Genomic DNA, 15199 nt, shown 5'->3' on the forward strand with positions numbered 1-15199 from the left:
GGTTAACGCACCTTCAGGGTAGCCAGGCCAATCAGGACCAGCATGAGCGAAATAATCCAGAAGCGCACAATGACTCGCGGCTCCGGCCAACCTTTCAATTCATAATGGTGATGAATCGGGGCCATACGGAAAATGCGCTGCCCGCGCAATTTGAAGGAGCCAACCTGCAAGATGACCGAAAGTGTCTCAACCACAAACACCCCGCCCATAATCACTAACAGGAACTCCTGGCGCAGCAATACGGCGATAGTCCCGAGCGCACCGCCCAGTGCCAGAGAGCCAACATCGCCCATAAACACTTGCGCTGGATAGGTGTTAAACCACAAGAAACCAAGCCCAGCCCCCACGATCGCCGTACAGACGATAACCAGTTCGCCGGAGTGGCGCAGATAAGGAATATGCAGATATTCAGCAAACTTGATGTTACCCGTTGCCCAAGCGACTAGCGCAAAACCGGATGCCACCAGCACAGTAGGCATGATAGCCAGGCCATCGAGGCCATCGGTCAGGTTTACCGCATTGCCAGTGCCAACAATAACGAAATACGCCAACAGCACATAAAACAGGCCAAGCTGAGGCATCACGTCTTTAAAGAACGGCACAACCAGCTCGGTGGCTGGCGTTCCTTTCCCTGCGCTGTACATCGTGAAGGCCACAGCCAACGCGATGACGGACATCCAGAAATATTTCCAGCGGGCAATCAAGCCTTTAGTGTCTTTGCGCACCACTTTACGGTAATCATCGACAAAGCCAATCGCACCATAGCCGACCAGTACGAACAATACGCACCAGACATAAGGGTTGGAGGGGTATGCCCACATCAATACAGAAATAACGATAGAAGTCAGGATCATAATCCCGCCCATCGTTGGTGTTCCGCGCTTACTGAAATGGGATTCAGGACCGTCATTACGCACGACCTGGCCGAAAGAAAGTTGCTGCAAACGAGCAATCATACGCGGCCCCATCCATAACGAGATGAACAGAGCAGTCAGCAGGCTGACGATGGCGCGAAACGTCAAATAGGAAAAGACGTTAAAGCCGGAATAATATTTGACCAAGTGTTCGGCCAGCCAAACTAACATGTTCCATTCTCCTGTAATGCGCGTACTACCTGTTCCATGGCGGCACTACGTGAACCCTTCACTAAAATAGTCATCATTGAATGCTCGGCGAGTAACGCCTTCAGGTGTGCGATTAAAGAGGGTTTATCGGTAAAATGTTCACCCACTTCAGAGGCCAGACTGATTGTTTCGCTCAGTGTGCCCACGCTCAGTACGCAATCAATGCCGGACGCTTTCGCGGCTTCGCCTACCTGACGATGGCACTCTACAGATTCATCACCAAGCTCAGCCATATCCCCAACAACCATCACACGGAAGCCCGGCATTTCTGACAGCACCTGTGCTGCGGCGGTCATCGACCCCACATTGGCGTTGTAACTGTCATCAAGCAGAAGTTGGTTTTCAGAAAGTTGAATCGGGAACAAACGTCCAGGAACAGCTTTTAAGTCGGCAAGACCTGCTTTAACCGCTTCCAGCGAGGCACCTACCGCCATTGCAAGTGACGTTGCAGCCAGTGCGTTAGCAATGTTATGGCGCCCAGGAAGTGGCAAATTCACATCAACGTCGCCAGCTGGCGTTTTGATTGTGAACTCAGTGCCATGGGCAGTGATATGCACATTGGTCGCGGTGAAATCGCTGCCGGTTGCATTGGGTGAGAAGCGCCAGGTTTTGCGCTCGCCAATGGTTTGTTGCCAGTTCAGCCAATCATTATTATCGGCATTGAGAATGGCGATGCCGTTTGCAGGCAGACCAGCGAAAATCTCACCTTTCGCTTTCGCAACACCCGCAAGCGAACCAAAACCTTCAAGGTGTGCAGCCGCCAAATTATTGACTAATGCCGCTTCCGGGCGCGTCAAGCCCACCGTCCAGGCGATTTCACCCTGATGGTTTGCACCCAGCTCAATGACCGCATACTCATATTCTGGTGTGAGGCGTAATAACGTCATTGGCACGCCAATATCGTTATTCAGGTTTCCGGCTGTATATAAAGTGCTACCGCATTCGCGCAAAATCGCGGCGGTCATCTCTTTTACAGAGGTTTTGCCAGAAGAACCGGTCAACGCAACAATACGTGTCGGAACCTGCTGACGAACCCAGGCAGCCAGTTCACCGAATGCTTGATGTGTATCCGCTACCACGAGCTGTGGAACATTAACATCCAGCTTACGGGAAACCAGCAGCGCCCCTGCCCCACCGCTGACCGCATCTTGCGCAAAATCGTGCGCATCGAAGCGCTCGCCTTTTAAGGCAACAAACAGGCAGCCAGGGGTTAATTTGCGCGTGTCAGTGGTGACATCAATGATGTCGGCATCAACCCCGTGCAATTCACCCTGCAAAACAGTGGCGAGTTGGCTTAATGAAACGCGGATCATGCCACAACCCCCAACAAGCGGGCGGCAGTGACACGGTCGGAGTAGTCCAGACGGCGCACCCCAACAATCTGATAGTCCTCGTGGCCTTTGCCTGCCAGCAGAACGACATCATTTTCTTTCGCCTGCATAATCGCGTTGGTGACCGCTTCAGCACGGCCTGCAACCACATGCGCACGACCTGCATCCAGCATGCCAACCAAAATGTCAGCCACAATCGCATTCGGCTCTTCGGTACGCGGATTGTCATCGGTGACAACCACAACATCAGCATACTGTTCAGCAATACCACCCATGATTGGACGTTTGCCTTTATCCCTGTCACCACCACAACCAAAGACGCACCACAGCTTACCGCTGCAATGTAAACGCGCCGCTTGCAGTGCTTTTTCCAGAGCATCCGGCGTGTGGGCATAATCCACCACTACCGTCGGTTTACCCGGTGCGCTGAAAACTTCCATACGTCCACAAACGGGTTGCAGACTCGGTGCCGTTTTCAGCAGTTCTTCAAGGGGATAATCCAGCACTAGCAGAGTTGCCAACGCTAACAGCAAGTTGCTGACATTGAATGCGCCCATCAGGCGGCTTTCGATTTCACCGTCGCCCCAGGAAGAGCTGAAGCGAACAGTCGCCCCACCATCGTGATACTGCACATTGGTTGCTTTCAACCAACGGCCACGACAGCCTGGCTGTAAATTATCTTCCATCGTGACCGCAACGGCGTCAGGTAAACGCGTTAACCAATTGCGTCCGACTTCATCATCAGCATTGATGATGGCATTGCCGTAATCATGTTCAGAGAACAGCAGCCATTTGGCCGCTTCGTAGCCTGCCATATCCCCGTGGTAATCGAGGTGGTCACGACTTAAGTTGGTGAACACACTGGCGGCAAATTTCAGAGCGGAAACACGATGCTGAACCAGGCCATGTGAGGAAACTTCCATGGCGGCGAAGCTCGCCCCTTGATCTGCAAGGTTAGCAAGCACTTGCTGTACATCAACGGCAGAACCGGTGGTGTTTTCAGTTGGTTTCACGTTGCCGAGCAGGCCGTTACCCACAGTGCCCATCACGGCACTGGTTTCGCCTAACAACTGGCTCCACTGGGCAAGCAGTTGTGCGGTCGTGGTTTTACCGTTAGTCCCGGTCACACCAACCAAACGTAATGCACTTGAAGGCTCGTTGTAAAAACGCCCTGCCAGAGCAGAAAGACGTTGATGCAATTGGCTCAGATAAATAACCGGCACACCGTGCATTTCACGGACTTCGCCATCCGTTGCCTCGCCTTCAGCTTCAGCTACGACAGCGGCTACGCCTTGCGCTATTGCCTGCGGGATATATCGACGCCCGTCCGCCTGATGACCGACTACAGCCACAAAAAGGTCGCCCGATGCCGCCACGCGACTATCGAGTGTCATTTCTCGCAGAGCTCTCGCAGGTAGCGCTGGTAGCGCTGGTACCCACGGAGCGAGAAGGTCGCGCAAATTACGATCTGCCACCTGATCCCTCTTTTTGATTAATTACAAATTCACTTTTTTCACCTGTCGCCAGAGCATCCGGTTCGATATTCATGGTGCGCAGAACGCCGCCCATGATGGCACCGAACACAGGTGCAGAGACGGCACCACCGTAATATTTACCTGCTTGAGGATCGTTAATTACCACAACCAATGCGAATCGCGGATTACTGGCTGGTGCTACGCCTGCGGTGTAAGCAATGTATTTGTTAACATAACGTCCATCCGGACCGACTTTTTTCGCAGTACCGGTTTTAATTGCGATGCGGTAGCCCTTGATAGCCGCTTTCACGCCACCACCACCAGGCAATGCCACACTTTCCATCATATGAACGACGGTACGAACCAACGGTTCAGGGAAAATACGCTCGCCTGGAACCGGAGGATCAACCTTCGTAATCGACAGCGGGCGATACACGCCGTAGCTGCCTATCGTTGCGTAGACACGCGCTAACTGTAACGGCGTTACCATTAGCCCGTAGCCGAAAGAGAAGGTGGCCCTCTCTATGTCAGACCACCGTTGTTTTTGCGGATATAAGCCACTGCGTTCTCCGACCAACCCCAAATTGGTCGCTTTTCCCAATCCAAAACGTGAGTAAGTATCTACCAACGCTGAGGAGGGCATCGCTAACGCCAGTTTGGAAACCCCGACGTTACTCGACTTCTGTAGTACCCCGGTAAGGGTCAATTCGCTGTAGCGCGCCACATCTTTGATCTCATGACCATTGATGCGGTACGGCACGGTATTCAGGACGGTATTTTCACGCACGACACCACGTTGCAGCGCCGTCATGACCACCATTGGCTTAACTGTTGAACCCGGTTCGAAAACGTCCGTAATGGTACGGTTTCGCATGATGTCTTTCGGGGTTCCACTTAAATTATTTGGGTTATAGGACGGGCTGTTTGCCATCGCCAATACTTCACCGGTATTCACATCTACCAGTACCGCACTGCCCGATTCGGCCTTGTTGAAAGCCACGGCGTTGTTTAGCTCACGATAAACCAGTGCCTGCAGGCGTTCATCAATGCTCAAAGCCAGGTTGTGAGCGGCCTGGCTGTCGGTTGAGGAGATATCTTCGATGACGCGACCAAAGCGGTCTTTACGTACGATTCGCTCGCCAGGTTGGCCGGTCAGCCATTTATCGAAGCTTTTTTCAACACCTTCAATCCCCTGACTATCGACGTTTGTGAAGCCAATAAGGTGAGCGGTGACTTCGCCAGAAGGATAGTAGCGACGAGATTCCTCGCGCAGATGAATCCCCGGGAGTTTGAGTTTTTTGATGTAGTCGCCAATATCTGGATTCACCTGACGCGCCAGATAAATAAAGCGGCCTTTAGGGTTGCTGTTCACACGGGAAGCGAGCTGATCAAGAGGGATTTTCAGTGCATCGGCCAGCGCTTTCCAGCGGTTATCCAGCGTAATACCACCCGCGTCATGCAGCTCTTTCGGATCGGCCCAAATGGCTTTAACCGGCACACTAACTGCCAATGGTCTGCCCGCGCGGTCACTAATCATGCCTCGAGAAGTCGAAACTTCCTGCACACGTAGGGAACGCATATCTCCCTGACGTACCAACATGTCCGGCGCGATGATTTGCAGCCAGGCAACGCGCCCCAACAGGAAAACCAGCGCCAGCAAAATGCAACCGCAAAGCAACGCAAAACGCCAACTTACAAAGTTGGCCTGTTCTTCCTGGCGTTTCGGTTTAAGCGTTTTTGCCGCTGCTCTCATCTGTCACGCGATTCCTTATTGCTGAACTACGATGTTTTCCTGCGATGGGTCAACATGCTGCAATTGCAGCTTTTCCGTCGCGACCCGCTCCACCCGGCTATGATCGCCCAGTGCGTTTTCTTCCAGAATCAGGTTACGCCACTCGATATCTAACGCATCACGTTCCACCACCATTTGCTCACGCTGTGCGGTGAGCAGACGGGTATGGTGCGCGGTCGTTACAACGAAAATGGCTGTTACGATAATGGCGGTAAACAAAATCAGTGGCATTTTCCCATTACGCAACAAGTCACCACCAATCACCGCTGGTAGTGCATGGCGTTCGCCACTGCTCAATTGGCCAGTAACTTTAGTGAGGGCTTCTGCCACTTTGTTGATCATGCGTTTGTCCTTTCAGCGATGCGCAGTACCGAACTACGCGCGCGCGGGTTTTCCGCCACTTCTTCATCACCCGGCATCATTTTGCCAATGGATTTTAAATATCTGCCGCCGAGCTTATTCAGTTGTGCTTCAGTCATTGGCAGCCCCGCCGGAACTTGCGGCCCACGGGTGTTTTCACGCATAAAGCGCTTAACAATCCGGTCTTCCAAAGAGTGGAAACTGATGATCGACAGACGACCACCTGGTGACAGTGTTGGAATTGAACCTTTGAGCGCCTGTTCAATTTCTTCAAGTTCACTGTTGATCCAGATTCGGATAGCCTGGAACGTACGCGTCGCCGGGTGTTTGAACTTGTCTTTTACCGGCATTGCCGCAGCCACAACCGTTGCCAGTTCTTTGGTACGCGTCATTGGCTGTTCGCGGTTACGCTCGATAATGGCGCGCGCAATACGTTTGCCGAATTTTTCTTCACCGAAGGTTTTGATAACCCAGGCGATATCCGCTTCATCAGCGCTAAGCAACCATTCTGCCGCAGATTGACCGCGAGTCGGGTCCATGCGCATATCCAACGGACCATCACGCATAAACGAGAAGCCACGCTCGGCGTCATCCAGCTGAGGCGAGGAGACACCCAGATCCAGAAGAATACCGTCAATTTTGCCCAGCAAATCGCGTTCGCTTGCGTATTGAGCTAATTCAGAGAAAGGTCCATGAATGATGGAGAAGCGCGGGTCATCAATTGCTTGTGCTGCTGCAATGGCTTGCGGGTCACGGTCGATAGCCAGCAGGCGTCCTTCTGGTCCCAGTTGGGAAAGAATCAATCGAGAATGTCCGCCACGACCAAACGTGCCATCAATGTAGATGCCATCCTGACGAATGTTGAGACCATTCACGGCCTCATCAAGCAGCACCGAAGTATGTTTAAAATTTTCCATCATTATTTATAGTGACAAGTCCTGCAGCCTATCCGACAACGTAGTCGTCGTGGCCTGCTCAGCGTCGATGTCTTCCTTGACCTGTTGATGCCAGGTTGTTTCATCCCACAGTTCAAACTTATTGAACTGCCCAACCAGCATCACTTCTTTGGTTAGCCCGGCGTGTTGGCGCAAAACAGGTGCCAATAACAAACGCCCGGCACTATCCATCTGACATTCACTGGCATGGCCCAATAACAGTCGCTGCACGCGACGTTCTACAGGGTTCATACTCGACAGACGAGCTAGCTTTTGTTCAATAATTTCCCACTCGGGGAGGGTATAAAGCAGCAGGCATGGGTGATGGATGTCGATGGTACAAACCATCTGACCTTCAGAGGTTTCGACAAGCGCATCCCGGTAACGGGTAGGTACGGCGAGCCGCCCTTTGCTGTCGAGATTGACTAATGTTGCCCCACGGAACATGCCAGCCTCACCCTTAAAATCCCCTTTCCACCACTTTCACCCACAAAATCCCACCTAAAGGAGTTTACGGAGCGGAGGAAAACCTTGTCAAGCAAGCTACAACGCTGATGGAAATAATTTTCATCTCATAAGCGATTGATAAATGACTGGCGTGAAAAGGCGCTACATTCACGATGCAAAATTAACGTTATGAATATTTGAAAGAAAAATGGTCAATAAGCATAAATATCGTTAAATCGACTGAAAACCTGACAGGTAAAATATGAAGTGTTCAGTTTGCGACGCGGTCGGCATTTTAAGGTATTTCTCGACAGGTTAACAGCGTCAGATGCAGGCGAAGCGCGGGCTGGAGGGAAGTTTGATTCTTATCAGATAGCTATTGTTTAATTATCCGGCATTTTTACACAATGCTATGTAACAAAATAATTCTGAAGTAGTCTTATATCGATTAAGGAATTAAAGATTCATCTTTTACCAAAGAAAAATAATTACCTGAATAACCAATAAAAATAAAGCGAGAATATTCTTAATTAAGAATGGCAGCCGTAACTGCCATCTCTTGTTAGTGGCGACTTAAACTTCCGCGACGGTATAGATTACGGCGAATACGAGTCAGGCCTGCTTTCGGCTTACGTGGCTCATCAAGGCTGGCAAGAACGAGTTCCAGCACACGTTCCGCAACGTCACGGTGGCGCTGCGCGACTGCCAGAACTGGGCATTGCAGGAAATCGAGCAGTTCATGGTCCCCGAAGGTGGCAATCGCCAGCTCAGTCGGTAATCGCCCTTCACGTCGCAACGTGACATCCATAACACCTTGTAATAATGCAAATGAAGTGGTGTACAGAGCCTGCGGCATTGGATGGGTTTCCAGCCATTTATCAAACAACTGCGCTGCGGCTTCGCGTTCGTAGCTGTTGGCATAAAGGAAATGCACTTCACGTGGGTCGTCTTTCCATGCACTGCGGAAACCTTGCTCACGCAAATAGCTGACGGAAAGCTCCGGCAACGCACCAAGGTAAAGCACGGTTTCGGCTGGGAAAGTACGAAGCTCACTGGCCAGCATTTCCGCGTCTTCCTGATCCGCACCGACGACGCTGATGAAGTTTTCACGGTCTAAGGCACGGTCGAGCGCAATGATCGGGAAGGAGTCGTTCGCCCAACGCTGGTAGAAAGGATGCTCAGGCGGCAGTGAAGTGGAAACAATGATGGCATCCACCTGGCGTTGCAAGAGATGTTCAATGCAGCGCATTTCATTATCTGGCTGATCTTCAGAACAGGCAATTAGCAGCTGGTATCCACGCTGACGGGCCTGCCGCTCTAGATAGTTAGCAATACGGGTATAACTCGTGTTCTCAAGGTCTGGAATAACTAATCCGATAGAACGCGTACGCCCGGCCCGCAACCCCGCGGCCACCGCATTCGGGTGGTAGTTATGCTCGCGAACAACCGCCATGACTTTCTCAACGGTTTTATCGCTGACACGATACTGCTTTGCCTTGCCGTTGATGACGTAGCTCGCCGTGGTGCGCGAAACTCCAGCCAGGCGCGCGATTTCATCCAATTTCACAGTAGCCCCTTAATTTATAGGATTGCCATATCCATACACTGGTCATGGTTTCATTTTTATCATCTAAGCGCAGAATAATAACTCGGGCAACCGCTTTTACTGGCAGTTGTTGTGTGATTTGCAAAAAAAAACCCGGCACGAGTTTACCGGGTTTATTATTTAGCCACCTTTCATGGCTAACGCATAATCTTGTCACCGCGTGAAACGCCTACGATCCCAGAGCGCGCCACTTCGACTATTTTTGCCACTTCACGAATAGTATTCAGGAATGCGTCCAGCTTATCACTGGTTCCTGCCAACTGAACCGTGTAGAGCGTTGGAGTCACGTCAATGATTTGCCCGCGGAAGATTTCTGCGTTGCGCTTCACTTCTTCGCGCCCATAACCACTCGCCTGAACTTTTACGAGCATGATTTCACGCTCAACATGCGCTCCCTGTCCCAACTCGCTTACCCGCAGCACATCCACCAACTTATGCAGTTGCTTCTCAATCTGCTCAAGGACTTTCGCGTCCCCTACCGTTTGGATAGTCATACGTGAAAGCGTTGGATCTTCAGTCGGCGCCACAGTCAGGCTTTCGATGTTGTAACCACGCTGAGAGAACAAGCCAATAACACGGGACAGCGCCCCGGACTCATTTTCGAGTAATACAGATAATATCCGGCGCATAATCAGGTTCTCTCCGTTTTACTTAACCACATCTCATCCATACCACCGCCACGGATCTGCATTGGGTACACATGTTCAGTGCCATCAACTGTGACATCAACGAAGACCAGGCGCTGATTACGCACCGCTTCCAGTGCTTCAATCAGTTTGCTTTCCAGCTCTTCAGGTTTGCTGATACCAATCCCTACGTGCCCATAAGCTTCTGCAACGCGCACAAAGTCAGGCAACGATTCCATATAAGATTGGGAGTGACGCCCGGAATAGATCATGTCCTGCCACTGCTTAACCATTCCGAGATAGCGGTTGTTGAGATTTAACACCAGCACCGGCAATCCATATTGCAGTGCGGTGGAAAGTTCCTGGATATTCATCTGAATACTGCCATCGCCGGTGACACAGACGACGGTTTCTTCCGGCAATGCCAATTTCACACCGAGTGCCGCTGGTAAACCAAATCCCATGGTGCCCAGGCCACCGGAGTTAATCCAACGCCGTGGTTTATCAAAGGTGTAATAAAGTGCGGCAAACATCTGATGCTGACCGACATCCGAAGTGACGTAAGCTTCGCCTTTCGTCAGTCGATAGATTGTTTCAATAACCGCCTGTGGCTTAATTTTATCGCTGGTTCTGTCAAATTCGAGACACTGACGAGCACGCCATTGCTCAATCTGCTGCCACCAGTCACGAATGTCATCGCAAGACTGTGGCGTATCTTCCTGTACGAGCAATTCCAACATCTGCTGCAGAACCTGCCGCGCATCGCCCACAATTGGAATGTCTGCACCGACGGTTTTAGATATAGAAGTCGGATCGATATCAATATGCAGCACGGTCGCGTTCGGGCAGTACTTCGCCAGATTGTTGGTGGTGCGGTCATCAAAGCGCACACCGACGCCGAAAATAACGTCAGAGTTGTGCATCACCATATTGGCTTCGTATGTGCCGTGCATCCCCAGCATGCCTAATGCCTGGCGATGCGTTCCAGGGAATGCCCCCAATCCCATCAAGGAAGAGACAACAGGAATATTGAGTTTCCCCGCCAACTCGCGTAATTCGTCATGGCAGGCAGATGTAATCGCACCACCGCCAACGTACATCACCGGTTTTTTCGCGGCCAGCAAAGTTTGCAGTGCGCGTTTAATCTGCCCTTTGTGACCCTGAGTGGTGGGATTATAAGAGCGCATGCTAACGGATTCAGGGTAGCTATACGGCAGTTTGTTAGCCGGACTCATGATGTCTTTCGGTAAATCCACCACAACCGGCCCTGGCCGACCGCTGGAAGCGAGCCAGAAAGCTTTTTTGATAATGGCCGGAATATCTTCCGCCTGCTTGACTAAAAAGCTGTGCTTCACGACCGGGCGAGAAATTCCCACCATGTCGCATTCCTGGAAAGCATCGTAACCAATGAGGGACGTCGCGACCTGGCCTGACAGCACCACCATTGGAATTGAATCCATATAAGCTGTGGCAATACCGGTTATCGCGTTTGTGGCCCCCGGACCTGACGTTACCAGTACGACACCCACTTCCCCCGTCGCACGTGCCAGACCGTCGGCCATATGCACTGCTGCTTGTTCATGGCGCACCAGCACATGATCAATGCCGCCAATAGTATGAAGCGCATCGTAAATATCGAGTACCGCGCCTCCGGGGTAACCGAATACATGTTTAACGCCCTGATCGATAAGCGATCGGACGACCATCTCGGCTCCTGACAACATCTCCATGGTTTGCCTCCAGGCTTACGTGTTTGACCGACCGCTGAAACCATTTCGGCTAAGTCGTTGAGGCAGGTTGTTGCGCCCTGCATATCTCTTTTTATTTTTGATAGTCCGCCTAACATAACCGTTGAAAATCAGGCAATCAATTGTCAATCTTCAACCGTCAATACGCGGATTCCTGACGAACACTACAAAAGCCTAATCTGGCAAAGTAAAACTCTGAGCATAAGGAAATAGTATGATTGGAAATGTTATAAAAAGATGTTTTGCAGGTTAAATCTAATTCGCGGGAGGGTTCATTGATTCACTCGGTGATTAAGAGACAAATCAATAACAGCTGAAAAAACTACAAAATGAAAAAAATTAAGAATAACCGGATGGTTTTCACCACCCGGATGAATCAAGGCTAACAGTCTGTATCTATTTACTACATACCGTGGTCAAAAGTTTTTCCATCCATTGATGCCCTTTATCCCGCCCGGCAGCTTCGTGCCATGATAAATAGCAGGTCGCTATATTATCTTTTAGCGGCAATGCGAAGGTTTGCAAATGAAGTGAATCAGCAAACTCTTCAGCTAACCAACGTGGCGCGATAGCGACCAGGTGAGTTTGTGAGACGACATTTAAAACACTGGTCAATGCCATTCCCTGATAAGCAATGCTGGCTTGCTTTTCCGGAGTTTGATACCACGGCGCACTAAATGATGCAAAACGCTCAAGAGAAACAACCGCATGTTTTTCGTTATAGACGTCTTCTTCGGTTATCGGTTTAATTAAGCGTGGATGTTTCTGACTAGCCACCAGCACCATTTCATCTTCAAACAATGGGATACAAGTGAACTCTGGACGACGGAATTCACTGTAGCTAATAACAAACTCAGTCTCCTGATAACGCAATTGATGTTCAATGTCTTTATTTAAAGCTGATTTAAACAATAATTGAATGCCCGGAGCAAAGCGCTTCATATTATTGAAAATGACTGAGGTCAACATATTATCTAAAGGGCTACTGACGCAGATGTTAAATACCCTTTCACTGCTACCTGGGTCGAAGCCTGCTCCTGGTAATTCATTCTGCACCAGTTGCAATGCCTGGCGAATTGCACCAAACAGCTGAAACGCGCGCGCTGTAGGCTGGATACCCCGCCCGTAGCGAACAAACAACTCGTCGTTGAACATCACTTTCAGTCTGGCTACTGCATTACTCACTGCGGGTTGAGACATTCCCAGAGATTGAGCGGCACGGGTAATATTCTGCATTTGCATAACCGCATCAAATACAGTTAATAAATTTAAGTCAACAGAACGCAGTTGAGGTTTATACCCATCATGCACTGCCGGTTGTTCTACATAATCTTCAGACATGCCAGACTCCACTAAGATTGCATTTCCCTCTTCGCAGATTAACTCTGCGAGCTTCCCCTATTATCATTTGCTAAGCAGAACATGCTGATTGCTGCAATTAAAAACGTCATTTAAACAATTTGAATATAAATCAATAAACTTACGTTTTCTAATGTATCAACACGACTTCAGCTACTGACAAGTCTGATAAATCTATAAAATTCATATGATTTTATTTCGTCAGTTGACTTCTGGATCGTGCTAATCAAATCACAAAATGACTTAACACACAATGATTCGCCAAATGAATAATATATTAAGTATGGATAACATATCCTATTCAGAAACAGCTGACTTACTAAAAAATTACCAATAAAAAAAGAGGCCAAATTCCTAAAAAACAATCCAGATAATGAATAATCCCGCCAAATCATAACCATGATGAATACTACATATAATAAACATCATATTTATAATTGTTTCTGATGATTTCATTTCTACATGCAAGGGTAAACAATCCTTTTTCATACTTTATATATATATTATGAATCTTCCGTATACCAGCATGATTTGCTACGACATAACCCTGACTGACTCAGCATTGCCTCTATCTAAAAGAATAGAGTGTTGACACAGCAGGACAGATCAAGTACCAATAAATGCATAACGAATTTACTTGGGACTTGAAACATGATTCGCACCATTCGCCTACTAGGTCTACTACTAAACGCAACTTCATTGCGCGGTAGACTGGTGGGCGAAATCAAGCGTTGATTCAAGCCTCCAGACAAAAAAACCCGCGCCACTGCGCGGGTTTTTTTTTGCTCGTAGCAACGGCCCCCAAGACAAGAAAGGACCACAACATGAGCCAACAAGTCATTATTTTCGATACAACCTTACGTGATGGTGAGCAGGCGTTACAGGCAAGTCTGAGTGTTAAAGAGAAACTGCAAATTGCGATGGCACTGGAACGTATGGGTGTTGACGTAATGGAAGTGGGTTTCCCGGTCTCCTCCCCTGGTGATTTCGAATCTGTACAAACCATCGCCCGCAATATCAAAAATAGCCGTGTGTGTGGCCTCGCTCGTTGTGTGGATAAAGATATTGATGTTGCTGCCGAAGCGTTGAAAATTGCCGAAGCGTTTCGTATCCACGTTTTCCTGGCAACATCCACCATGCACATCGAAACCAAATTGCGCAGTACCTTCGATGATGTTTTAGCCCGTGCAGTCCACTCCGTAAAACGCGCTCGTCAATACACTGACGACGTTGAGTTCTCTTGTGAAGATGCCGGGCGTACCCCCATCGACAACCTGTGCCGCATTGTAGAAGCTGCGATTGGTGCGGGCGCTACCACGATCAACATTCCAGATACTGTCGGTTACACCACCCCAGTCCAATTCGGTGGCATCATCCAGACGTTGTACAACCGTGTGCCAAACATTGATAAAGCGATCATCTCTGTGCACTGTCACGACGACTTAGGGATGGCGACCGGAAACTCCATCGCCGCAATTCAGGCTGGCGCACGCCAGGTTGAAGGCACGCTGAACGGTATCGGCGAACGCGCCGGTAACACTGCGCTGGAAGAAGTCATCATGGCGATTAAAGTGCGCAGCCAAATGCTGGGCGTGCATACCAATATCAATCACCATGAAATTTACCGTACCAGCCAAATTGTTAGCCAGTTGTGCAATATGCCAATTCCGGCCAACAAAGCGGTTGTCGGTACTAATGCTTTCGCTCACTCCTCCGGTATTCACCAGGATGGCGTGCTGAAAAACCGCGAAAACTACGAAATCATGACCCCGGAAACCATCGGTCTGAATCAGGTACAGTTGAACTTAACTTCACGCTCAGGTCGTGCAGCCGTGAAACACCGTATGGAAGAGATGGGTTATAAAGAAGACGATTACAACCTGGATTCTTTGTACGACGCCTTCCTGAAACTGGCAGACAAAAAAGGTCAGATCTTCGATTACGATTTGGAAGCGCTGGCCTTCATCGGTAAACAACAAGAAGAGCCAGAACATTTCCGCATGGAATATTTCAACGTGCAATCCGGCTCAAGCGTGATTTCTACCGCTTCCGTCCAGTTGCAGTGTGGTGAAGAAACACAGTCTGAAGCGGCAACAGGTAACGGCCCGGTCGATGCGGTCTACCAGGCGATTAACCGCATCACAAATTACGATGTTGAGCTGGTTAAATATCAGCTGTCTGCGAAAGGCCAGGGTAAAGACGCGCTGGGTCAGGTAGATATCGTCGTGACTCATAAAGGTCGTCGCTTCCATGGTGTAGGTCTGGCGACCGATATCGTTGAATCTTCTGCGAAAGCGATGGTAAACGTGCTGAATAACATCTGGCGTGCAGGCATCGTCGAAAAAGAATTGCAACGCAAAGCTCATAATAAAGAAAATAATCAGGAAACCGTGTGA

At 49.7% G+C, this 15199-nt stretch carries 13 protein-coding genes; 2 read left to right on the forward strand and 11 right to left on the reverse strand.

From position 1 onward, the window contains the following. Positions 1 to 2: 2 nt before the first annotated feature. The 11 genes from mraY to leuO form a co-directional block, all read right to left on the reverse strand. On the reverse strand, positions 3 to 1085 hold the full coding sequence (mraY, locus tag RHD99_RS20090; protein ID WP_183272769.1) for a phospho-N-acetylmuramoyl-pentapeptide-transferase: 1083 nt from the start codon (positions 1083 to 1085) through the stop codon (positions 3 to 5). Further along, complete coding sequence (murF, locus tag RHD99_RS20095; protein WP_309876151.1) at positions 1079 to 2437, reverse strand: UDP-N-acetylmuramoyl-tripeptide--D-alanyl-D-alanine ligase; 1359 nt, start codon at positions 2435 to 2437, stop codon at positions 1079 to 1081. Before murF ends, mraY begins: the two co-directional genes overlap by 7 nt. Then, complete coding sequence (murE, locus tag RHD99_RS20100) at positions 2434 to 3930, reverse strand: UDP-N-acetylmuramoyl-L-alanyl-D-glutamate--2,6-diaminopimelate ligase (protein ID WP_309876153.1); 1497 nt, start codon at positions 3928 to 3930, stop codon at positions 2434 to 2436. The genes murF and murE overlap by 4 nt, the downstream gene beginning before the upstream one ends. After that, positions 3917 to 5683, reverse strand: a complete 1767-nt coding sequence (ftsI, locus tag RHD99_RS20105) for a peptidoglycan DD-transpeptidase PBP3 (protein ID WP_183272766.1) — start codon at positions 5681 to 5683, stop codon at positions 3917 to 3919. The genes murE and ftsI overlap by 14 nt, the downstream gene beginning before the upstream one ends. Positions 5684 to 5698: 15 nt before the next feature. Next, positions 5699 to 6064 (reverse strand): cell division protein FtsL, encoded by a 366-nt coding sequence (gene ftsL / locus RHD99_RS20110; RefSeq protein ID WP_183272765.1) that lies wholly within the window; start codon positions 6062 to 6064, stop codon positions 5699 to 5701. Continuing rightward, entirely contained in the window at positions 6061 to 7002 is a 942-nt protein-coding gene (rsmH, locus tag RHD99_RS20115) for a 16S rRNA (cytosine(1402)-N(4))-methyltransferase RsmH (protein WP_183272764.1), read from the reverse strand. Before rsmH ends, ftsL begins: the two co-directional genes overlap by 4 nt. Before the next feature lie 3 nt (positions 7003 to 7005). Then, on the reverse strand, positions 7006 to 7464 hold the full coding sequence (gene mraZ, locus RHD99_RS20120; RefSeq protein ID WP_064539946.1) for a division/cell wall cluster transcriptional repressor MraZ: 459 nt from the start codon (positions 7462 to 7464) through the stop codon (positions 7006 to 7008). 562 nt (positions 7465 to 8026) lie between these two features. Then, positions 8027 to 9031: a catabolite repressor/activator gene (gene cra, locus RHD99_RS20125; RefSeq protein WP_183272763.1), complete on the reverse strand. Its 1005-nt coding sequence runs from the start codon at positions 9029 to 9031 to the stop codon at positions 8027 to 8029. A 176-nt stretch (positions 9032 to 9207) separates the two neighbouring features. Continuing rightward, positions 9208 to 9699, reverse strand: coding sequence for an acetolactate synthase small subunit (ilvN, locus tag RHD99_RS20130; RefSeq protein WP_183272762.1), 492 nt, complete (start codon positions 9697 to 9699; stop codon positions 9208 to 9210). A gap of 2 nt (positions 9700 to 9701) precedes the next feature. Continuing rightward, positions 9702 to 11426 (reverse strand): acetolactate synthase 3 large subunit, encoded by a 1725-nt coding sequence (gene ilvI, locus RHD99_RS20135; RefSeq protein WP_309876158.1) that lies wholly within the window; start codon positions 11424 to 11426, stop codon positions 9702 to 9704. 414 nt (positions 11427 to 11840) lie between these two features. Further along, positions 11841 to 12785: a transcriptional regulator LeuO gene (leuO, locus tag RHD99_RS20140; RefSeq protein ID WP_309876160.1), complete on the reverse strand. Its 945-nt coding sequence runs from the start codon at positions 12783 to 12785 to the stop codon at positions 11841 to 11843. A 669-nt stretch (positions 12786 to 13454) separates the two neighbouring features. Between leuO and leuL the strand changes: the two genes are divergently transcribed. Together leuL and leuA are read left to right on the forward strand one after the other, a co-directional pair. Then, positions 13455 to 13538 carry a leu operon leader peptide gene (gene leuL / locus RHD99_RS24035; protein ID WP_183272861.1) on the forward strand — a complete coding sequence of 28 codons (84 nt, stop codon included), beginning with the start codon at positions 13455 to 13457 and terminating at the stop codon, positions 13536 to 13538. Between the two features lie 89 nt (positions 13539 to 13627). Beyond that, complete coding sequence (gene leuA / locus RHD99_RS20145; RefSeq protein ID WP_309876162.1) at positions 13628 to 15199, forward strand: 2-isopropylmalate synthase; 1572 nt, start codon at positions 13628 to 13630, stop codon at positions 15197 to 15199.

The organism is Buttiauxella selenatireducens, assembly GCF_031432975.1.
GTDB classification, from domain to species: Bacteria; Pseudomonadota; Gammaproteobacteria; order Enterobacterales; family Enterobacteriaceae; genus Buttiauxella; species Buttiauxella selenatireducens.

Coding starts and splice junctions, on each gene's coding strand:
- mraY (WP_183272769.1), bottom strand. CDS start 1,085: ATGTTAGTTTGGCTGGCCGAACACTTGGTCAAATATTATTCCGGCTTT.
- murF (WP_309876151.1), bottom strand. CDS start 2,437: ATGATCCGCGTTTCATTAAGCCAACTCGCCACTGTTTTGCAGGGTGAA.
- ftsI (WP_183272766.1), bottom strand. CDS start 5,683: ATGAGAGCAGCGGCAAAAACGCTTAAACCGAAACGCCAGGAAGAACAG.
- ftsL (WP_183272765.1), bottom strand. CDS start 6,064: ATGATCAACAAAGTGGCAGAAGCCCTCACTAAAGTTACTGGCCAATTG.
- rsmH (WP_183272764.1), bottom strand. CDS start 7,002: ATGATGGAAAATTTTAAACATACTTCGGTGCTGCTTGATGAGGCCGTG.
- mraZ (WP_064539946.1), bottom strand. CDS start 7,464: ATGTTCCGTGGGGCAACATTAGTCAATCTCGACAGCAAAGGGCGGCTC.
- ilvN (WP_183272762.1), bottom strand. CDS start 9,699: ATGCGCCGGATATTATCTGTATTACTCGAAAATGAGTCCGGGGCGCTG.
- ilvI (WP_309876158.1), bottom strand. CDS start 11,426: ATGGAGATGTTGTCAGGAGCCGAGATGGTCGTCCGATCGCTTATCGAT.
- leuO (WP_309876160.1), bottom strand. CDS start 12,785: ATGTCTGAAGATTATGTAGAACAACCGGCAGTGCATGATGGGTATAAA.
- leuL (WP_183272861.1), top strand. CDS start 13,455: ATGATTCGCACCATTCGCCTACTAGGTCTACTACTAAACGCAACTTCA.
- leuA (WP_309876162.1), top strand. CDS start 13,628: ATGAGCCAACAAGTCATTATTTTCGATACAACCTTACGTGATGGTGAG.